The sequence below is a fragment of the Glutamicibacter sp. genome (assembly GCF_035257265.1).
GTDB lineage: Bacteria > Actinomycetota > Actinomycetes > Actinomycetales > Micrococcaceae > Glutamicibacter.
The window spans coordinates 1-22,050 of sequence record NZ_DATEXC010000016.1; the positions used below are offsets into that span (position 1 = coordinate 1).

Here is a 22,050-nt window from a genome sequence, read left to right on the forward strand (position 1 = left end):
ACAGAGCATTCGTGTGCTCCAGCAAATTGATGCACCCCACCCTTCATTGCGCACGTTGTTCCGTAGCCTGGGCACCTGTATCGACAAGGACTACCGCGACCAACTGGCCAAAGCCATGGTCGCCTACCGGGCGGCAACTGCAGGCCTAGCATCGTTGGTGATGTACGACGTAAGCACATTACATTTCGAGGCGAAAGACGAAGACAAACTGCGCAAAGTAGGCATGAGCAAGGAACGCCGCGTCGACCCGCAAATCCAGGTCGGACTGCTCGTGGATCCGGCAGGATTCCCGCTGGAACTGCACATGTTCGAGGGGAACAAGGCCGAAACCACTACGATCATCCCCGTGCTCGAAGCGTTCCAACAACGCCACGGCATCACCGACCTGGTCGTCGTGGCTGACGCGGGCATGCTTTCGGCCAACAACCTGAAGGCGATCGAGGACGCCGGGTTCACGTTCATTGTCGGCTCTCGCCTGACCAAAGCTCCGTATGATCTTCAAGAACATTTCGAGACTAAAGGCAACCGGTTCACCAACGGGCAGGTCGTCGAATCCACCCGTCAGATGGGCACGGGGAAGAACGCGCGGGAGCGCAGGGTGGTGTATCAGTGGTCAGCGAAGCGTTTTGCCAGGGACAACCGGAATATCAACCTCATGGAACGCAAGGCCCTGGCTGTGGCCGAGGGCAAATCGCCGATGAAGAAGGTGCGGTTCCTTAAAGTATCCGGGGCCGAGAAAGAGCTGGACGAGAAAATCATCGAACGAGCCAGGATGCTGGCCGGGTTGAAAGGCTACGTCACCAATCTGCCGGTCGAATCGGTACCTGCCACGCGGGTGATCAGTGCGTATCACGATTTGTGGCAGGTGGAGGCCTCGTTCAGGATGACGAAGTCGGATCTTCGGGCCAAGCCGATCTTCCACCGTGAAAAGGATTCTATCGATGCCCACTTGACGGTTGTCTTTGCTGCTTTGGCTATTGGCCGGCATCTGCAGGAGCTGTCTGGGCTGCCGTTAAAACGGTTAATCACGGATCTGAAGGGGTTACGCGGCTCGCGGGTGCTGATCAACGGCGGTGAGATGACTTTTGATGCGTTGGTTCCTGCTGAATTCGAAGCGGTGATTGGCGTTTTGAGAAAGGGTCACTAACAGTGGCACGAAACAGGATTGGTCCGTATCCGTAAACAGCTCAAGACCGACGGGTGGGACTACGGGCCGAAAACTATTCACTACGAAGCAACGATCAAAGATTCCTTCCCCGGCGGAATCGTCCCTTCAATTGCAACGATCGCTCGCCTGCTGGCTGGTGTGAGTCATGTTGACCGGAATCCACGCAAACGTCCGCAATCTTCGTATTTGCCGTTTGCCCGCTCTTCAGCCATGGCCTTGTGGCAGCTCGATGCCTTCGAATTTCGTACTGGCGATGGCAAAGTCGTCACTGTTTACCAGCTGCCCGACGACGCAGCACGTTTTGATGTAGGTTTCTGGGCTTACCAGCAGCACGAAAACAGCCATGACGCACAGGATGTGATCGCTCGCGCCATCAAGTCCTATGGGGCTTCCAAAGAGTTGCTCAGTGATAATTCCAAGGCGTTCAATCAATTGCGCAGCGGGAGGATCGGAGCGGTGGAATTGTTCCTTGCTTCCAAGGGGGCCATGCCAATCAGCGGCCTCCCAGGCAGGCCTACCACGCAAAGCAAGAACGAGCGGTCCCATCAGACCTTGAATCGCTTCTTGGTAGCGAATAAACCGCAAGATCTTGCCGACATGCGTAGGCTGATCACTAGATATCGTGAGCATTACAACCGTCGGCGGCCGGACCAGGAGTTGAACCAGTCGACACCCGAAATCGCTTGGCAGACCTTGGCGCATACCCCAGCAATGGAGCCGCTACATTTGTCCGTGCTGCAAGCTAAAGCCGCTGAGTATCTGAGTCACCGCAGGCTCAAGCATATTGCGTTGGGCAAGGCTACTATTGCGGTATCCAAAACGGGAAAAATCATCGATCCTGGTTTATTCGAGGAACCTGCTCCGGGGGTGGCAGCAATTCAGATGTTGGTTGACTTCGTGAAAGATCAACGGAAAGTCTACTACAAAGCACTGCATATTTCTGTCCCGTCAATGCTGGCAGGCCGCCAGTATTATCGGATGGTGACTGACGAAGAATTTCTTCCCTCGGATCCTGACACCAGGGAAGTTTTCATGTCGTTCCCTTTGCCGCTGACGGCTTTGTATAGGAGCGGTAAGTTCATTCCGTCGTACGCGATTCGGGGAATTCAGATGTTGAATGCGTCAGCACAGTGGGAAAGTAAAGCGGAGCATTACAGGAAAGAGTATGCACAGCGGGCAACGCAGATGCCGCATGTTTTCACTGGTGATTGATCGAGATCTTCGACTGTCCACCAGCTCTCCGACGGGCGTAGGAGGGCTGGTGGTACTTGTGCACAAAGTCATGAGATTGGTTGTCCACGAAGTCATGAGATTCGGTGTCCACGATGTGACGAGATAACACACCACGTCGTCAGAACATTAGTTCCAACTCGCGCTATTTGGCAGCTGAATGCCTAGACGAAACCAAGCGTTCATTCCACTGTGAACTGTACTTAATTCATAGCGACCATGGATCAGAATTTCTGAAAACTGCCGTACAAGCTTGGGTGGAAACCAATAACTTGCAGGTTACGCGCTCGCGTCCACGGTATTCAAATGACAATCCTTTCGTCCAGCAGAAAAACGGGGATATCGTCCGGAAGGAGGCGTTCTATTACCGGTATGACACGCCCTGAGAGTTGGCGGTATTGAAGGCTTTATGGCCGTTAGTAAACTTGCACAAGAACCTGTTCACTCCTACGACTAAGGCCGTGGGATACAAGATCGGCCTGTCAGGGAGGCAGATGCGGACCTCTGATGCGCCGTGCACGCCGGCAGGCCGGTTGAGGTTTTCTGGAGCGATGTTGCCACCGCAGCGCGAAGTTCTGGACCGGTTGAATTGGGAAACGGATCTGGCTGAGCTGACCCGGCGGATCCTGCAGTTGCAACGGGAGCTCATTCGGCTCGAGGAGGCGAAGACCCAGGCGCAGGTTTCTTAGAGATTACGCGAGCATATTGACTTGAGACACTACGGACCGGTGAGCGAAACGTGATAACTGTGATCATTCATCATTCCCTCGGCGTGGGCTAAGCCCCTGAACGGCTCTAACGTGGTTTGCGTACTTGCAAATTTCGATTCATCGGTTGTTACTAGTATCTTTAGTCGCGTGATCTTTGCTAGATTCTTTGGCGAGTTCATTGTTCTAGATCCGTGTCACCCCGCCGGTAGAAGTAGTGATGTGTTCGATGAGGAGTAGATCGCCTTGGTGCCTAGGCGCCTGCTCCCTTGATTTGTTCGGATGGCGTGGACATAACCTTCAGGGCAGTTAATTTGGGGACTTTCTGATGGATTGCGTCAGGGCTGGTTCTGGGGCAGAGCGGATTCCATGCTTCCATGCTCGGGTATTCTTAGCTCTCCTCCCTGTCAGGCGCATGTCTTGAGATCTTCCTCGTCTAAGAATTCGTTGTTCATCGATTAATTTCGTCGGAGAGTCAGTAAGTTCATTTAGGTCTCGACATAGTTATTTTCACTTCCTTCCTTCACGCCAAAACTGAATTGCATTACTAAAGTGCAGAGCGTATTCCGAGGCAGTAATTTTTGCGTGTCCGCTAATTTTTCCCTCGTACAGTGCGAGTAGCCGATTCTTGGCAGAGTTCATACCAGCCACAGGGTCCATTCCGTGGACTTTAGCAAAAGGCGCAAAGTGGTTGGCCACATGCGCCGTATCAGATTGACTCTGTGCATAGTAAACAAAGTTTCGTGGTTGGAGAGTCGCGTAGTGGTCTACCATGTTGAATCGCTCTGGGAAAGCAGCCATGAGCTGTTCAGAATCCCAGCCGGGCCATACAGTGTTGAAGTACTTCGAAACCACAGAAGGCACATATTGGTGAATCTGCGTTTGGGGATCTTGTATGTATGCCAAAGATCCAGGCCAAGCTGCTGACGCGCGGAGGGCAGCGTACCCGCCACCAGATCCACCGACGAAGGCCACGTACTTGGCTCCGGTTCTCCCCAGCGCTTTATGGACCACCCTTGAGATCAACGGAAGGGGATCAAACGAAGGTCCACCTAGGAACCAAGACAACCACATATCCTGTTTCAGACCCATCTGAATAGTTGGATCAGCGAATGCCATAAAGGACTTGACGCTCGACTGCATCGAGTGGACTCGTTCGAATCTAGGGTAGAAGTGATTCTTCGAGGTATTAGCACCATGAAAAACTACAAATAGTTCATTCGAGGCCCTTAGCGTTGAGTAAAAATCCAAGGTCATTCCATTGCCTATGGGCGCCGAATGGACTGCCGTGGGCTGTCCGGTGAGCCGAAGCATGTTAAGGCTCTTTTGATTAACCTGAGGGACACCATAGTAATCGTGGTGGGTTTCGCGCAGGCCTGTTTTTGAGTTGATCTTTGAAGTCACCTTCCAATTCTACAATCGAGGGCTTCATGGAGCAGAACGAACGGCTCATCCGTTAGGATTGATGCCATGAAACGAGTATTTATCTATGGCAGTTGCGTCACTCGCGATTCTGAGCCTTTTTTCAAAGACTACGGCCTTGAGCTGGCCGGTTATGTGGCCCGTCAATCCCTAATCTCCGCGTTCCGCAAAGTTGAGACATCTGAGTTCGACTTCTCTAAAGTAGCTTCGAACTTTCAGCGGACAATGACCAGAGGCGATGTAGAGGGTAACCTACGGTTCGAAATCGCAAGAACCAATCCAGACGTAATCATTTGGGACATCTGCGATGAGAGGCTCGGAGTCAAACTGGTTAAGACAGGCGGATTGGTTACGCGATCCCGGGATCATATAGCCGAAGGTATCCATCCGGGGCCGTTCGGTCGATTCATCAATTTCGGCGCCGATGAGCACTTTAAGCTTTGGAAACGTGGTCTAGACGAGTTGTTAAAAGTTCTGAAACGGAGTGGACTCGCCGATCGGTTGTTCTTGAACGCGACACCTTGGGCCGTTGAGGACGAGTTCGGGCAAAACTATAATGGTCAGGCTGAAACTGCTGAGCAGTTTAACCGTGATGCTGATCGATACTTAGACTACGCGTCGCAGTCCGGTGTTACCGTTGTACCTACCTCGCAAAGCGATACTATCTCGCGCACGGACGGTCATAGATGGGGGCCCGCTCCGTTTCACTATGTGGATGCTACTTACCTTGCTATGTTAACTAACTTATCCAATGCAATTAGGACATAAACAGGCAGCTTAGACATTGTATTTTATTTGGCTTTGAGCTCAGCCTTTTAAATTTTGATGGATCCGGAATTTTCAAGTCACACGGTACCAACCACGAGTTTAAATAACACTCAAGCGGCTTGAACTGACTGATTTATCGAATTATTAATCCTTGCAGCTTTCGGCATCGCTAAGAACCTCGGATCCCGCGATGAACTAAACCGTTCAGGATGCTTGTCACGAGCGACAGCCAACGTCTCTGAATGCTTCACCGGCAACCTGCCAGCTGACCCGACATGAACATCGGCAGACGTGTATAAATTATTGCCGGAATGGTGATGAGCATGGGTGTTCCACTGCACGAACTCGCCTACTAAACTGCTGCATCGCGCTCAAAGAATGGAATCGTTTAGGGAATTCAGAAGCATATTTCAAAGTATTGAAAGCGCCCCGCTATTATCCCGAATTCGGGATAATAGCGATTCTTGGTTTAAGGCATTGTAGTATATGCCGGTATTTCCTGAGCGGTTTGGTTCGTTGGAGCATGCCCGGGATTTTTTGGGCCGGTTTGTTCATGCGTATAACACTGAGCATCGTCATTCGCCGGTTGGTGTTTCATACTCATGCGGACGTGCATTTCGGGATGACTGGGCAGGTGGATGGCCAGCGCCTAGCGGCGTTGGAGAAAGCATGGGCGGAGCATCCTGAACGGTTTGGAAAGAACCGGCTATTGAAGAAAATGTTACTGCCTGAAGTGACTTGGAATAACGAACCGCTCAAGCAGGAAGAAGGGGAAAAATGTTGGTCTAAGACTTGGTGGTCTCATTTTACTCGAAAATTTCCGAGCCGCCAGTTTGTGTGGCCCCGCTAGCAATTCACTCAACGTGAGGTTGTTTAGAGAACTATTGGTCGTTGACGGGTGGTCCGCAAGAGCTTTGGTTTTAGATCGGACTTGCCGATACATTCTATGTTGATCGGTCACCGTGTGGTGAGGTGGTTTAGGTGTATACCCATTAATTCGGTACTTTGGGTTTTGTTTTATTTTCACAATTCAAAGCATGGAAAAAGGGGATTTTTTATGGGTGGTGCGTTGTAGAAGCCGCAGAGTGTCGGGGAATCTTGGGGGCAGTGAGGCGGCTATTTATGACGATAGATTGGGTAGTATCAAAAGTATGATGAATCAAACTGCCATATTTGTTGATGCCGGGTTCTTATTATCTTTAGGCGGCCACAGGGTTGCAGGAACAACCTTGCGCTCGGCCTTTACTACACATTATGAGTCGTTAGTTCGTGGGATAGTTCAAACTGTCAAGAAGAATACAGGGCTTAATAACTTACGTGTTTACTGGTATGACGCTTCCAAGGACGGTCTTTTTACTGAGCAGCATAAGCGTATTGGGCTGATCCCGGGTGTCAAAGTTCGCTTGGGACGTATTTCCTATAATGGTGAGCAAAAAGGTGTCGACCTTCGCTTAGCACTCGACCTGGTCGGTGTTGCCCGTCATGGCTCCGCATCTGTCGCTTACTTAGTCTCAGGTGATGATGATCTGGCCGAAGCGGTAGAAGAAGCCCAAGACTTAGGCATGAAAGTAGTCCTGCTTGGGTTGCAAAAGGATCAGAGCCGACTTGGCGTTGCCTCGGTAGCCGAGCATTTAGCCCTGACCGCAGACGCTATCGAAGTCATGCCTGACTCAATAATAGATAGTTCGTTTACTCGTATTATCGATTGGGATAAGGACAACTGCGCAAAAACCGCACTGGTTGCCGCCGCACCCACCGCTAAACCCGCCGCATCTCCTAAACCTGGTATTCCGACACCGGCAATGTTGGCGCAAAAGGCCCAGCCTGTTCGCAGCGCAGAACCAGTGATGCAACCAGAAATGGTGTATTCCTCGGATAGTGAGCGTTCCGGATTCCACGGACAAGCAGCTTATGAACAAAAGGAGCTCACGGCAGCCGAAGAGATTGGTGCCAAAGTAGCTCAGTCTTGGCTGGCCAGCACCACGCAAGCCGAAGTCGTTGAACTCGTTGCAGATAAGCCACAGCTGCCGCCGGAGATTGACCGCACCTTGCTGAAAGACTGCGCCCAGGTTTTGGGGGAGTGGAAAACCGACCAGCAAACGATTCGCCGGACACTTCGCGGAGCCTTCTGGGATTACCTAGATCAAATCATGTGACGAGATGATCGCTTTAATGAATCAAGCTTCCAATACTGACTAAGGTAAATTTGTATCGTGACTTCTCAGCAGAAACCCTTTTACATCACCACAGCAATCTCCTACCCCAACGGTACCCCGCATATCGGGCACGCCTACGAGGTAGTCGCTACCGATGCCATGGCGCGTTTTAAGCGCTTGGACGGATATGACGTCTTCTTCTTGACCGGTACCGATGAACACGGTCAGAAGATGATGCAGACTGCTGAAAAGGAGGGAATTACCCCCGCTCAACTGGCGCAGCGTAACTCTGACGCCTTTCAAGCGATGAATGACGAGTTGGGTACCAGCTACGACCGCTTCATCCGCACCAGCGACGCTGACCACCATGCTGCGGCACAGGAGCTGTGGCGCCGGATGGAAGCTAACGACGATATTTACCTGGATAAGTACGCCGGCTGGTATTCGGTGCGTGACGAAGCTTTTTACACCGAAGAGCAAACTGATGTCCGCGACGATGGAATCCGTTACGCCACGGAAACCGACACCGAGGTTACTTGGACCGAGGAAGAGTCCTACTTCTTCCGGCTCTCTAAGTATCAGGACAAGCTCTTGGCCCACTATGAGAACAATCCAGACTTTGGTGCCCCACGTTCACGCTTTAACGAAGTTGTTCGTTTTGTTGAAGGCGGCCTGACCGACCTTTCTATTTCGCGTACTACCTTCGACTGGGGAATCCCTGTTCCAGGCAACGAGAAGCACGTGATGTACGTATGGGTTGACGCACTGACCAATTATCTGACCGGTGCCGGTTTCCCAGATGTGGATTCTGCATCCTTCCAGAAGTATTGGCCTTCCGATGTCCATGTAATTGGAAAAGATATTTCGCGCTTCCACGCGATCTACTGGCCCGCATTCTTGATGTCGGCAAAGTTGTCGGTTCCCAAGCGCGTGATGATCCATGGTTTCTTGCACAATAACGGTGTGAAGATGTCCAAGTCTCTGGGCAACACCGTATCTCCGGATGACTTTGTTGCACGTTACGGTCTTGACCAGGTGCGCTACTTCTTCCTGCGCGAAGTGACCTTTGGCGCCGACGGAAACTACAACCATGACACTATCATTGCGCGCATCAACGGTGACCTCGCAAACAACTTTGGAAACCTCGCTCAGCGTTCGCTATCCATGGTTGCCAAGAACTGCGGGGGAGTCGTGCCGACTCCTGGACAGCTCTTGCCAGCTGATGAGCAGATTATGGCTGCAGCTTCAGAGCTCTTGGAACTCAACCGTGACGCGTACACACGTCAAGACTTCAGCCGAGCTCTGGAAGCCGTCTGGCACGTCTTGGGCGACACCAATGCGTACTTTGCGGATCAAGAACCTTGGAAGCTGAAGAAAACTGATCCAGCGCGTATGGAAACGGTTCTTTATGTCACCATTGAAATCGTGCGCAAGGTGGCTTTGCTGCTGCAGCCTGTTTTGCCGCAAACTATGACCAGCATGCTTGACCTTTTGGCTGTCGGTCAGGGCACCGCGCGTAACTTCGAGAACTTCGGCACCGCTTTGGTTCCAGGAACCGAGCTTCCGGTGCCGGCACCGGTATTCCCTCGGTATGAAGAATTGAAGTAGCCACACACCAATGTGCGGCAAATAAGGTATCAAGGATTACCGTTGAGTATCGTTTTCGAGTAAAAGCGAGTAAATCTAAGTACGTTAGAATGAACGAGGCTTGATCGTCTCAGCTGAAGATTCGTTGCAATTGTGAGTTGAATTTCGAGCTGTGAACGTCAACTCGCGAGCAGGCAAAGCACGAACAATATTAGAAAGAGGGGCATAGGAAATATGCAAAAACTAGTAGTAGTAGGCCAAGGCTATGTTGGGCTTCCACTTTCTCAGGGAGCCGTTCACGCCGGGCTTCAGGTCACCGGACTCGAGCTGAACAAGACTGTTGTTGAGAACCTCAACAACGGAATCTCCCACGTGGACGATATCTCGAACGATGACCTCTCCGAGTTGTTGCAAAAGGGTTACCGTGCTAGCAACGATCCATCCGTTATCGCAGATGCAGACGTAGTGGTAATTTGCGTTCCTACTCCGCTTGGCGAAGCTGGAAGCCCTGACCTGGGTGCAGTTATCGGCGCAACGAAGACAATTCGCGACAATCTGTCGGGCGAAACTCTGGTTGTCCTTGAATCTACTACTTACCCAGGCACGACTGAAGAGATCTGTTTACCGATCTTGACCGAGAATGGTGCAGTACTGGACCAGAATCTGTTCTTGGCCTTTTCGCCAGAACGAATCGATCCAGGTAACCCAACTTACGGACTGAAGAACACTCCAAAGGTTGTCGGTGGCATGACCGAAGAATCCGGGGATCGGGCTGTCGCTTTCTATAGCCAATTCATTGATTCTGTAGTCCGCGCCAAGGGCGCCAAAGAAGCTGAAACTGCCAAACTTCTGGAGAACACCTACCGCCATATCAACATTGCCTTGGTCAACGAAATGTCCAAGTTCTGCAACGACATGGACATCGATCTCTGGGACGTAATTAACGCGGCCAAGACCAAGCCATTCGGTTTCCAGGCGTTTTACCCTGGCCCAGGTGTAGGCGGACACTGCATTCCAATCGACCCAAACTACTTGAGCTACTCCGTGCGCAAGTCCCTTGGGTACCCATTCCGCTTTGTCGAACTTGCCGAAGAAATCAACAGCTCGATGCCACGCTACGTAGTCGACCGCGTGCAGAATGTCCTGAACGAATCCGGCAAGGCACTTAAGAACGCTAAGATACTACTTCTGGGGGTTACCTACAAGCCAAACATCGCGGATCAGCGTCACTCGCCAGCATTGCCTGTAGCAGAGGCGTTCTTAGAGCGCGGTGCAGATATCTCGTTCCACGATCCAAAGATCGAGGAATGGTTCGTTGGCGATACGTCGTTCAACCGCGTTAAATCACTGGAAGCAGCTGTAGCTGATGTTGACTTAGTTGTTCTCTTGCAGAACCACGCCAACTACAACGTCGACGCCCTGGCAAATGCCGCAAAGTCGTTCTTCGACACCCGTGGTGTTTCGGCCGGCGACGCTGCAGTACGCCTTTAAAGAAGAGTGATCACTCGAATGCTAAAAAAATTACGAGGTTTCCAGCCTTGGCAAGTTGCTGTTTTAGCAGCAAGCGTATTCGGATTCATAGTTGCGGTAGGCGGAAGCCTACTGCAGTCGACAGTTTTAATTGCTATCGGCTTTGGTATCGCGATTCTTGGAACTTTACTTCTACTGCTTCTGTTCAGCCGCCAAACATGGCGTCAGCTAAAGAAACTTGACGCTAAAGTCGGTGAGATTTCTTACGGAGTGGTGCCAGCGAATTATGAGGGGATGACCGGAGAGACAGGGAATTCGGAAAAAGCTGCCCCTCGACCAACGTTGCCGCCTGTCGGACTTGACAACGAGTGGGCTCGACGGATGCCACACGTACGTCCGCAGATGGAAACTTTTGCTCTTCGCTCGAAAAGTGTCCGTGTCCGTGATGCGGTTGCTTTGGCTGCTACCAGTGGGATGTATAAGTACAAGCCCCTTCGTGAGATGCTCACCGTCGCCGACATGGGCATGATTGAGCGTCAGCATTTGGAAGTCGTTCGTTCTTGGAATAAGGACATGCTTCTGACCTTGGCTCGGCTTGCTGCAAATCAGCGTGCCTTCGAAAGCGACATGCAGGATTCTGCGCGTCTGTTTAATTTGGTTGAACGCTATTTCGGAATCAAGGCTCTTGGACGTAACGATCGACTGATCTACGTAGAGGTTTTGACCGAGACCGGTGAACTGAAGAAACAACGCGAGGCTATTAAGCGTTTTGGTATCCGCAATAAGTTCCCGATTCAAGGCGAGCTGCTTCGTCTGAATTCGGTGCACCAGGTCGATGCGGGAGTTACTGAGCGATGGCTGGAGGAGCTCAATGGGCTTTTTGCAAAGGAAGGTCTCGCTGAGATTCGCCTTGAAGAGTCTGACGAGCTTGCTGCGATTGATCGTTTGCGAAGCAAAGCTAAAAAGATCACCGACGGTCCAACAGTCTCCGTACTAGTGCCTTCTTTCCGAGGGGGTGCGTTGCTAAAGACTGCACTTATTTCTTTGTTGGAACAGACTTGGGACAACCTGGAGATTATTGTTGTCGACGACTGCTCCGGTATGGAGTACGAGCAGTACCTCGTTGAAGCTGAAGCAATGAGCCCGAAAATTAAGGTTTTGCGTCAGGCGAAAAACCTTGGCGCCTACTGCGCCCGAAACGCAGGCCTCGCGGTTGCCCAAGGTGAGTTCATCACGGTTCATGACGATGACGACTGGTCACACCCAGACAAGATCGCTTTGCAAGTTAAGCATCTGCTAGAGAATCCTGAAGTACCGGGCAATATGTCCCTTCACGCACGATCCACCGATGAATTGAAGTTCCTGCGGATTAATAACAATCCGCAGTTCGCACAACCAAACTTCTCGTCGTTGATGGTGCGCCGTTCACTCTTTGCAGAAATCGGCCCTTGGGACACTGTTAATCGCGGTGGCGATGCTGAATTCCGTGACCGTGTTGTACAGCGTTTTGGTACACCAATTCCTTCTGTCGGAAATATGGCGCTTTCGTTCACTCGAACTCGTGAAGGTTCATTGACTGCAGGCGAAATGAGTCGTGGATTCGTTGATCCTTCGCGTCTTTTGTATCTTGCTAGTTACCTAAAGTGGCACTCTGAATTCGGACAGAATCCTGAGAGTATTCACCGTGGTCAGGATCGCGAGTACATGATTCCTTCTACGATGGAGGCTGGTAAACGTGGTGCTGATTTAGGGACTTTTGATGTCGTTTACGTAACTGACTTCCGCTTCCCCGGTGGCACTACGACGCTTACCCTTGCGGAAATTAAAGCGGTCGCGCAAAGTGGTAAACGTGTAGGGTTCATTCATTTGGAGTCTCCACTAAACAAACCAACTACGCCAATTAACGACGCTCTATTCGAAATCCAGCGTCGCGGCCAGGCCGAGCAGCTCAGCCTTAGTGACGTCGCACACGTGCGAGTTTTGATTGTACGTCATCCGACGGTGGTCACTTACTTGGAGCGAGCAGATTCCAAGATTACTGTAGACCGGGCACTCCTTATCGTGAATAACCCTCCAGTTAACAGAGGGGGTAGTGGCATGGTGTTTGATTTGGAAGTTTGCATCTCGAACATGGACCGTCTGTTTAAGACTGAGACGTTCGTTATTGGTGAGTCTGACCTAACGCGGAAACTATCAGTGCCACTGGTTCCAGAGTCGAGACTGCTGAAGAGCACTTGGCCTGGTGTTATTTCGAGTGGAAGTACGCCTTCGCCGGACTTCACTAAGAAGCCAGTTTTAGGTCGTCACTCACGAGATCATGGACTGAAATGGCCATCAAGTCTTACCACCTTCCGTTCAGCATACGTCTCAGATAATTATGAGACCAAAATCCTTGGTGGTGCTGACGAACTTCGTAAGAAGTTGGGAGAGTCGGCAACTGATGGAATTACTGTTCATGAATTTGGTGCAATGGAAGTGGATGATTTCCTGAGCTCTGTTGACTTCTGGGCATACTTTCACGACGATAAGCTCACCGAGTCATTTGGTATGTCGACTGCTGAAGCCATGGCGGCAGGCAAAGTTGTTATATTGCCGCCGTACATGGAAACAACATTTGGTGACGGCGCAATCTATGCTGACGCCAATGAGGTTGAAAGCCTAATCCAGCGCTATTGGGCGGACCGCTCACTCTATGAAGAGCAGTCGGACAAGGCTAGAAATTACATTGCGACTCGATACGGAATCGATGCTCTTATGCAACGACTTGACGCAATTGATAATCAGGTCGTTGCCTAACCGCATCTGAAATTTATGGGAAATATATCTGCATGAGTTCGACCTCATTAAGGGCAGTTGCGCGTAGCCTACGATTTACAGTCGATAGGCTGCGCGCAATTTCCACTTATAAAAACTTGTTTAACGGAAATGTCGAGAACCTTACGTTTTCGAAGCCGGCTCTGGACATGCCACATGTGCTTTTCATAACGAGCAATGGGGCAGGCATGGGGCACATTACTCGCTGTTTGGCGGTTGCAAAGAGTGGAAGCGAAGATTTTCACGCATCTTTCGTCACTCTCTCGACGTCCGCAGAAGTTATTGCCCAGCAAGGTTTCGAATACCTTCACTTCGCCAGCGCTGGTACAACTGGACAACCTGCACGACTTTGGAACAATAACTTTTACCAATTCTTCAACGTACTTACGCGGAGGAATCACTTCGACGCCGTGGTGTTCGATGGAACCTGGATTTACCGTGGCCTGCGCGATGTACTGGATAAAAAACCAAGCTTGAAGTTGATTTGGTTACGTCGCGGACTTTGGAAGAAGACCGCCAGTATCGAACAGCTGCCGGAGATGGAAGCTTATTGCGCGCGAATTCTTACACCTTGGGACGTCGGAGACCGTCTGGACGACGGACCCCTTTCTCATCGAAAGACTCAAACTTTAGTTCAAGGCATCGTTTTGTCTAATAGTGCTTTACTCTCCAGAAAATCAGCGCTAGAAGAATTGGCACTTGATCCTGATGGTAACTACGCATTGGTTCAGTTGGGTGCTGGGAACATCAATGACATTTCGGACATTCGGCAGAAAGTCACCGCTGCAATTCAAGAGCAGTCGAGAGGCGCAGTTATGCCTGTGATTGCGTCGTCTCCACTAAGCAATCATGTGCAAGGCGACGAGAACTCAATCACTGTACGCAAATATCCGATTTCGCCATATCTTCGCGCCTTCGACTTTGTAGTCTCCGCTGCTGGTTATAACAGCATCCACGAAATCATAAAATGGGATGTACCGTCACTTGTGATCCCCAATTTAAACGCGAGTACAGACGATCAGAAAACACGTGCTGACGCTCTATGCGATGATGTAAAGCACTTTACCGCTCTATCAGACAGCGAGATTTATACTTATATTGCTGCTCTTCTGGATAGGTCCTCGAGAGGGTGCGATAGCACAACGCAGACAGATGGATACCCTCAATTCATCGATAGTGGCGAGGAAGCGGCCCAAGCAATTAGCGAAACTATAAGATTGTAGAAGCCCCAAACAGCCGCCGGAAACGAATGAAAGATAATTAGCATGCGAATTCAACTTCTAACTCATTCATTCGGTCCGGAAGTCTCTCCTCCGCAGCGGCGATGGTCGACGTTCATTGAAACTTTTCTTGCGAATGGGGCCGACGTTGATGTAATTGCGCCTAATCGTCAGTCGGATAAGACGTGGACGCCGTTGAGCGATGCCACACTGGATAAAGTGCATGGGAAATTCTCTCTATACTCGTTCAGTTTTCGATTCCGAGCTTTCCGCTGGTACTCCAAGCTGCTTGTGCAGTTCTTGATGATTCTATTCATGATTCCGTGTGCGCTTCGTGCGCCGAAGCCAGATTTGCTCATTGTTACCGTACCGGCCCTGCCGACTCTTGTCGCTGGATACATCGTTTCCAAACTACGGAGGGTTCCGCTCGTCGTTGAAATGCGGGATGCTTGGCCAGAACTATTGGAAGAGTCTGGGGTGATCCCTTGGAAGGCGGTAGAACGAATGGCAGTTCGGTGTATAACTCGTATGCAAAACTCGGCTTCCAAGGTTGTGGCTGTCACGCCTGGGCATGTCGCAAAGTTGGTCGAAAACGGTTGCAAAGACGTTGAAGTCGTAACTAATGGATATCGATTCAGACAGTTCAGCAAAAGTAAGTCCCGGACTGGCACCAGTCATCGTCCACTTCGAGTTCTATATTTAGGAAATCTTGGCGAAAGTCAAGGCCTCCAGAAGGCCTTGGACATAGCAGCAGTATCCAAAGACTGGATGGATCTACGAATCGTAGGTAAAGGGTCGGCTCTACCTGCATTGCAATCACGCGCTGATGAATTAGGACTTAGCAGAGTTTTCTATCCGCCGGTTAAAGGTGCTACCGTTCTTGAATGGTACGACTGGGCTGATACCTGTCTAGTTTCTCTTCGCGAAGACTGGGAAAGTTTCGACTACACTGTGCCTTCAAAACTTTTTGAGCTTGCAGGATACGGATGCCACATTACGGGTCTTGTGAGTGGTGAAGCAAAGAATCTGATACGGGTTTACGAACTTGGATTTAGCTACACGGGCGATGTTCTTTCAATTTCTAGTTCGTGGATGGCGGACGCTTCAAAAATTATTGAATGGCAGCCAAATCCGGCCTCGCTACGCGCGTTCAAGGAGCGTTTTGATCTTGAGCGGTTGGGACATGAGTATTTCCGTCTACTTAATTCCCACTATCAACAAATCGAAGGAAGAAAAGTTTGATGTCGGCACTTAGAGTACGTGGATTACTTGCAATTTCGCGTATTGGCGTGGCTGGTGTAAAAGAGGACCCTGTTCACTTTGCCTTGATGGTTTCACGTCGCTTTGCGTCAAGCAGAATCTTCCTAAGTGCCAGTGAACGGATTGGTCGCCTTCTCGAGACCAAAAAATTCGCGAGTTTTGATTTTGCCAGAAGAATACGTAGCTCTATCCTCCTATTGGACGGTAAACCGAATGACGCTATCGCATTGCTCAGCGGCCTTCACGATGCGAAAACATTGTGTGCACGTGCTAGGATCCATGCATTCTTGGGCGAGTACGAGATTGCTCTTACCGAAGCAACAAACGCTGGAAAGACCGGGCGACGTTTAGCTAAACAATATGCCTCGGAGATATCCGTTCTCTCCGTTGCGATGACGGATCAAGAGACGTCTTTAACGGATATCTATATTCAAGATCGTCGTGTTTTGCACCTGCTGACTAATTCACTCCCATTCACCAATAGCGGATATACACAACGAAGCCACAGTGTTTTAAAGTCCATTCAAAAGGCTGGATGGGAAGTAGTCCCATTTTCACGAGTTGGTTATCCATGGATTGTAGGAATATTACCGAGCGCTGACGCTGATGAGATCGACGGGGTAACTTATCGCCGGTTACTGCCGAAGGTACTTCCGGCGACAGTAACTGAACGATTGTCCGTACAGTCAGAACTTTTGTCGCAAGCTGTAGATAAGTTTAAACCGTCAGTCCTGCATACTACGACCGAGTTCTTAAACGGCATGTCGGTAAAAGACGTTGCTCAAAAGGCGGAGCTTCCGTGGGTCTATGAAGTTCGAGGACAACTTGCGGATACTTGGCTGTCCGGATGCGAAGATCGAAGTAGGGAATCCTTCCGGTACGTAAACTTCAAAGCAAGGGAAGCAGAGATAGCGAAGTCTGCAGATGCAGTTATCACTCTTGGAAGCACCATGAAGGACGAGCTGGTCGCAGCTGGTGTGGATCCTCAGCGCATTCTGATTTGCCCGAACGCAGTCGGCGAGGAATTCATCGAGAACGTGCCAGACAAATCCTCGAGCCGAAAGAAGCTCGGATTAGATGACGACTGGCAACTGATTGGTACTGTTTCAAGTCTCGTTGGTTACGAAGGACTCGACCTTCTTATTAGGGCGTTTGCCGAACTTGCACCACGCCATCCAAAATTGCGGATCGTGATCGTCGGCGACGGAACTGAGCGGACGAGCCTCATCAATTTAGCCGATGAACTTGGTGTCAAGGGGCGGACAATATTCCCTGGCCGAGTTGAGAAGACCCAAGCTCGCCTATATCATCGAGCGTTGGATGTTTTCGTTGTTCCTCGTCGCGATTTGGATGTCACGCGTGCAGTAACTCCCCTTAAACCAGTAGAAGCCATGGCATTCGAAGTACCAGTGGTAGCTACTGATCTTCCCGCGTTACGGGAGATCGTGGATGATGGTGTGGACGGTTTGCTCTTCGCAGCAGGCGACCAATCAGATCTTGCCGATAAGATTCGGATCTTATTGGAAGACAAGGAAATGCGGTCGGCGATGGGACATGCCGGGCGTACGAAGGTCCTGGCTACGAGGACATGGGCAGCCAACGCGGAGAGAATAACTACTCTGTACAGTTCGTTGTGTGATGAAAGAAGCGAGAAGTAGGCGGCATTAATTGCATTTTTCAAACTTTATCGACTAAGCATAAACAATCCTTGGAAGTAGAAAAAGAATGACTGAAATTGATGTTTGTGTCGTGGGCATGGGATATATTGGTTTGCCCACTTCAGTTGTATTAGCCAGAGCGGGTTGGCGCGTACACGGAGTAGACATTAATGAACAAGTCGTAAATGACTTGAGTAATGGTGTAGCTACGTTCGAAGAACCCGGGATCTCGTCAGAGCTTAGAACCTGCGTCAACAGTGGAAATCTCACAGTGTCGACCGTTCCGCAAGTATCAAATGTTTATATCATAGCTGTCCCTACACCGATTAATTCAAACAATGAACCAGATACCTCGTATATCAGATCTGCAATTGAATCGGTAGCTCCTTTTGCGAAAGATAACGACCTTTTCATTTTGGAAAGCACTTCGCCAGTAGGCACAACCGAGATGATCCGTGAACTCTTGCTTCGGTCGAGGCCTGATCTAGTCGATTCCAACTTGTACTTCGCGCACTGCCCAGAGCGTGTTATTCCTGGCAGTATGATGAAGGAAATCATCAGTAACGATCGTGTTGTCGGCGGGTATGACGCGATTTCCGCGGAACGTGCGGCGAATCTGTACCGCTCATTCTGCCAGGGCGAGATACATCTGACCGATGCGCGGACAGCTGAACTAACCAAGCTGACTGAAAATTCTTTTAGAGATGTCAACATCGCATTTGCTAACGAGCTGTCCATCGTTGCAGATCATCTAGGTGTTAACGTTTGGGAAGTAATCGAGCTGGCGAATAAACACCCACGTGTGCAAATTCTTCAACCAGGACCAGGGGTAGGTGGTCACTGCATCGCGGTAGATCCATGGTTCCTTGTCGCCTCGGCACCGACGAAGGCGACTTTGATCCGTTCCGCGAGGAATGTCAACGATTCAAAACCGAAGTTTGTGGTGGACAAGATCGCGGAACACCTTCGCAGTACGCAGCGAGATAGTCTAGCGCTTTTAGGATTGGCCTTTAAAGCCAATGTGGATGATCTTCGAGAATCGCCCGCCGTCAGCATCGTGCAAGATCTAGCCCTGCAGTACCCAGATGTTAGGCTAAGCGTTGTCGAACCTTTTGTCGATGTGCTTCCACGGGCATTGCAGGAATTCGACAATGTGAAGCTTACAGACCTTGAGACTGCGCTTGAGAATGAGAACTTGCTCGTATTGCTAGTTGACCATGACATCTTTAAAACGATTCCGCAAAGTACTTTGCTTGCCAAAGACCTGGTGGACACGCGCGGTCTGTGGAAAGAATTGGATATCTAGTCCGTGGAAGCAAAAAAACTGCTGGTTATATTCGGGACGCGTCCCGAAGCTATCAAAGTTGCACCTATTATCCAGGCAGCCAAAACATCTCCTCAGTTAGAGTGTGTGGTGGCCGTTACCGGCCAGCATCGCGAGATGTTGGACCAAGTGAATACACTTTTCGGAATCGTGCCTGATTTCGATCTCGATGTTTTCGCTAAGGATCAGTCGTTGAATAGGCTGGTTGCACGGATCATTGACGGCCTAGATGGCGTATTCGATGAGTGTGCTCCTGACGTTGTATTGGTTCAAGGGGACACAACCAGCGCCGTGGCTGGCGCCATTGCTGCGTTTTACCGGGGCATACCGGTGGTTCACGCGGAGGCCGGACTCCGCAGCTACAATCTGTTCTCACCCTTCCCAGAAGAAGCGAACCGTAAACTAGCGAGCCAACTTGCCACCCTGCATCTCGCCCCAACGATGTTCAATAAACGTAATTTGTTAAACGAGGGGGTCTCTGAACAGAACATCGTGGTTACGGGTAACACCGTGATTGACGCTTTGCTTCAAACTCTCTCGGACGATATTAGTTTCTCGGATCCGCGCCTATTGGAAGTCGAGTCCTCGGGTAGACGACTTGTAACAATCACAACTCATCGACGTGAGAATCATGGTTCGAGGATGACATCGATAGCTAGGGCCATCGCGGAAATTGCTGCGACTGTTCCAGAGACGGATTTCGTTTTACCGTTGCATTGGAACCCCGCTGTTCGCGATCAGATAATTCCAGCAATTTCAGGACTCGATAATGTAGTGGTAACGGATCCATTAAATTATGCAGAGTTCACGAAATTGCTGAGTCTATCTAGCGTTGTGCTGACTGACTCTGGTGGCGTTCAGGAAGAAGCGCCAAGTTTAGGTAAGCCGGTACTTGTCATGCGCTCCAATACTGAACGGCCGGAAGGTATTGTTGCTGGGTCCGTTAAATTGGTGGGAACGGCTACCGACGACATCGTCCGTGAAATGTTGCTTCTCTTGGGTGACCAAGCAGCATTCGAGTCGATGGCTACTGCAATAAACCCATATGGTGACGGTAAAGCTTCGCTAAGGAGCGTTGCCGCGATAGCGGAACTTCTTCATGTTGGAGAGCGAGCCGAAGAATTCAATTCTTGGAATCCAAGTGAAGAACAATTGGTTCGCGCAGCTCAGATGATTCAAGAATAGACGACGTCCGTCCCTGCAACAGGAAATATACTGGGATCAAGTGTCTGTGCAACGAAGGCTCAGACGCTGGCTATGCCAGTTTGATAGGCAATGACCACTGCCTGAACTCGGTCGCGGGCTCCCAGCTTCGCCAGAATATGTCCGACATGTGTTTTTACTGTGGCCTCCGACAGGAATAGCTGCTCTGCGATTTCTGGGTTTGATCGACCTTCAGCAATCAAACCAAACACCTCACGCTCACGAGGCGTCAAGGACTCGACGGCTGCAGTAAGGTGATCGTTACTTTGAGCGGTGATCTTCTTGAGCATTGGCGCCATATGATTTAATAATCGGCGTGTAGTCGATGGAGCAATCACTGCGTCACCACGGTTCACGGTACGGATAGATTCCAAGAGCTCTTCTGGTGGAACATCCTTGAGAAGGAAGCCACTTGCGCCGGCTTGGATTGCACTCAGTGCGTACTCATCCATATCGAACGTGGTCAGAACTATGACTTTGGGGCCGCCAGCTGCCTTCCTATCAGGATCTAGCAATCGCTCAGTAGCTTCTATACCATTCATTTCCGGCATACGAACATCCATCAAGATGACGTCCGCTGCGGCTAAGGCTGGAGACGCCAAGGCTTCGCGTCCATTGGACGCTTCGGCAACCACCTTCATATCGTCCTGGGAATTGATCAGCATTCGGAATCCGCTACGGACCAGAAGCTGGTCATCTACCAAGGCAACGTTGATTGGCTCGGTGGTAGTCATTCGATTTTCAGTCCTCGGAGTAGGGGATGAAGACGGAGACGCAGAAGCCTCCGTCAGGAAGCGGTCCAGCTGTGCTGGTTCCATCGTATAGGGCGACCCGTTCATGCAATCCACGTAACCCTTGGCCAGCACCCTCGATTTCAAGTTTTCCGGCACACGCTCCGTCATCCTCGATATTGATATCGAGGCCTCGGTTTGACCAATGCAACTTAACCGTGGATATAGCCTTTGGGCCAGCATGCTTTATTACATTAGTGATCGCTTCTTGTACGCATCTGTACGCAGTGAGCTCGGCGCCGGTAGGCAGAGACCGTCGAGGGGACCCCGTAGTCTCATAGGAAACTTCCAAGCCAGACTTGACTGCCATCTCAACGAGTTCAGGAATATTACTCAAACTTGGCAACGGACGGTGCTCAACTTCTTCGTCGGTGCGCAGCACGCCTAGCAAACGACGCATTTCCCGTAGTGAAGACCGGCCCGCATCTGAGACGGTCTTCAACGTTTCAATGGCAATATTTGGGTCCTGAGCCGCTGCGTACCGAGCGCCGTCCGCCTGCGTGATAATCACCGATAACGAATGTGCCACGATGTCATGCATTTCTCGGGCTATATGGTTGCGTTCGTCAGAGGCGGCCAGCTCGCGTTCAATCAGACGTTCATGTTCCAGACGCTGCGCATGTGCCCGTAACGCGCTCAAAGTTTGCTTTCTACTTCGCGCGAGGTCGCCAAAGGTCCAAGCGACTGTCACCACTAAGGACAAGCCGACAAAGGAAATGACCATGTCAAAGGTAATTGGATTATTACCATAAAGTCCCGGTCCGAAAATATTGAACGTAGCCAAAATGGCTCCAAGAAATCCCAGACCCAAGGTAGCGAAGGATTGCCAGCGTTTCCCATAGATAGCCATGGTGTAAATCATGAGTGGGACCGAGATCTGAGAGGGCAGGAATACCCCTTGGAAGAACAGCTGCAGAATGTGGGCGCTAGCAATGGTGAGGGTAGCTGCCCACGGGTAGCGACGGCGGACCATGAGTGGTGCCGATTGCAATAGGGCGATTGCCGCGATGCTGAGTCCAAAGCCTATGCCCACGCCAAATCCGAGGCCGACCGAGAAAGTAATGCACACGAGTGTGTAAATCGCACCTGCGAACATATCGATCCGGCCGGGGTTTGAACGGATCCACCGGTCTATCCGCCGGTGTGGATTAGTGAAAATCAAGTGTTCCCTCGCGCGTGCTTATGCTCTGTTCTACCTTGAGTCTAGCCAGCGAATTGGCCGCAGTCCTCATGCCACGGTTTGAGATTCTGCGACGCAAAAAGAAACCTATC

The 22,050-nt window shown here is 50.6% G+C and carries 15 protein-coding genes and 3 pseudogenes; 14 read left to right on the forward strand and 4 right to left on the reverse strand.

What is annotated here, in order from left to right:
* The 3 genes and pseudogenes from VJ369_RS01695 to VJ369_RS01705 all read left to right on the forward strand — a co-directional run.
* Nucleotides 1-1,147 (forward strand): IS1634 family transposase (locus VJ369_RS01695; protein ID WP_324090425.1); only part of this gene is annotated, 1,147 nt, incomplete at its 5' end.
* Between the two features lie 18 nt (nt 1,148-1,165).
* Nucleotides 1,166-2,380, forward strand: a pseudogene (locus VJ369_RS01700) (integrase core domain-containing protein); the annotation flags it as partial.
* A 569-nt stretch (nt 2,381-2,949) separates the two neighbouring features.
* Nucleotides 2,950-3,087, forward strand: coding sequence for a hypothetical protein (locus VJ369_RS01705; protein WP_324090426.1), 138 nt, complete (start codon nt 2,950-2,952; stop codon nt 3,085-3,087).
* 528 nt (nt 3,088-3,615) lie between these two features.
* On the opposite strand, the gene VJ369_RS01710 is transcribed toward VJ369_RS01705, so the two are convergent.
* Entirely contained in the window at nt 3,616-4,509 is an 894-nt protein-coding gene (locus tag VJ369_RS01710; protein ID WP_324090427.1) for a hypothetical protein, read from the reverse strand.
* Between the two features lie 66 nt (nt 4,510-4,575).
* Here VJ369_RS01710 and VJ369_RS01715 point away from each other — a divergent pair, with 66 nt between their 5' ends.
* Nucleotides 4,576-5,295 carry a DUF6270 domain-containing protein gene (locus VJ369_RS01715; RefSeq protein ID WP_324090428.1) on the forward strand — a complete coding sequence of 240 codons (720 nt, stop codon included), beginning with the start codon at nt 4,576-4,578 and terminating at the stop codon, nt 5,293-5,295.
* A 110-nt stretch (nt 5,296-5,405) separates the two neighbouring features.
* Here VJ369_RS01715 and VJ369_RS01720 read toward each other — a convergent pair.
* Nucleotides 5,406-5,718 (reverse strand): annotated as a pseudogene (locus VJ369_RS01720) (IS3 family transposase); the annotation flags it as partial.
* Here VJ369_RS01720 and VJ369_RS01725 point away from each other — a divergent pair.
* The 10 genes and pseudogenes from VJ369_RS01725 to wecB all read left to right on the forward strand — a co-directional run.
* Nucleotides 5,719-6,073 (forward strand): annotated as a pseudogene (locus VJ369_RS01725) (IS3 family transposase); the annotation flags it as partial.
* Between the two features lie 307 nt (nt 6,074-6,380).
* Nucleotides 6,381-7,451: an NYN domain-containing protein gene (locus VJ369_RS01730; protein ID WP_324090429.1), complete on the forward strand. Its 1,071-nt coding sequence runs from the start codon at nt 6,381-6,383 to the stop codon at nt 7,449-7,451.
* A 57-nt stretch (nt 7,452-7,508) separates the two neighbouring features.
* Entirely contained in the window at nt 7,509-9,059 is a 1,551-nt protein-coding gene (gene metG / locus VJ369_RS01735) for a methionine--tRNA ligase (RefSeq protein ID WP_324090430.1), read from the forward strand.
* Between the two features lie 213 nt (nt 9,060-9,272).
* On the forward strand, nt 9,273-10,529 hold the full coding sequence (locus VJ369_RS01740; RefSeq protein WP_324090431.1) for a nucleotide sugar dehydrogenase: 1,257 nt from the start codon (nt 9,273-9,275) through the stop codon (nt 10,527-10,529).
* A gap of 6 nt (nt 10,530-10,535) precedes the next feature.
* Nucleotides 10,536-13,304 (forward strand): glycosyltransferase, encoded by a 2,769-nt coding sequence (locus tag VJ369_RS01745; protein WP_324090432.1) that lies wholly within the window; start codon nt 10,536-10,538, stop codon nt 13,302-13,304.
* Nucleotides 13,305-13,336: 32 nt separating this feature from the next.
* Entirely contained in the window at nt 13,337-14,545 is a 1,209-nt protein-coding gene (locus VJ369_RS01750) for a glycosyltransferase (protein WP_324090433.1), read from the forward strand.
* Nucleotides 14,546-14,587: 42 nt separating this feature from the next.
* On the forward strand, nt 14,588-15,784 hold the full coding sequence (locus VJ369_RS01755) for a glycosyltransferase (RefSeq protein WP_324090434.1): 1,197 nt from the start codon (nt 14,588-14,590) through the stop codon (nt 15,782-15,784).
* Entirely contained in the window at nt 15,784-17,460 is a 1,677-nt protein-coding gene (locus VJ369_RS01760) for a glycosyltransferase family 4 protein (RefSeq protein ID WP_324090435.1), read from the forward strand. The genes VJ369_RS01755 and VJ369_RS01760 overlap by 1 nt, the downstream gene beginning before the upstream one ends.
* Before the next feature lie 67 nt (nt 17,461-17,527).
* Entirely contained in the window at nt 17,528-18,766 is a 1,239-nt protein-coding gene (wecC, locus tag VJ369_RS01765; protein WP_324090436.1) for a UDP-N-acetyl-D-mannosamine dehydrogenase, read from the forward strand.
* Between the two features lie 3 nt (nt 18,767-18,769).
* Nucleotides 18,770-19,969 (forward strand): non-hydrolyzing UDP-N-acetylglucosamine 2-epimerase, encoded by a 1,200-nt coding sequence (gene wecB / locus VJ369_RS01770; protein WP_324090437.1) that lies wholly within the window; start codon nt 18,770-18,772, stop codon nt 19,967-19,969.
* A 59-nt stretch (nt 19,970-20,028) separates the two neighbouring features.
* On the opposite strand, the gene VJ369_RS01775 is transcribed toward wecB, so the two are convergent.
* Nucleotides 20,029-20,721 (reverse strand): response regulator transcription factor, encoded by a 693-nt coding sequence (locus VJ369_RS01775; protein ID WP_324090438.1) that lies wholly within the window; start codon nt 20,719-20,721, stop codon nt 20,029-20,031.
* Nucleotides 20,722-20,728: 7 nt separating this feature from the next.
* Nucleotides 20,729-21,940: a sensor histidine kinase gene (locus VJ369_RS01780; protein ID WP_324090439.1), complete on the reverse strand. Its 1,212-nt coding sequence runs from the start codon at nt 21,938-21,940 to the stop codon at nt 20,729-20,731.
* Nucleotides 21,941-22,050 lie beyond the last annotated feature (110 nt).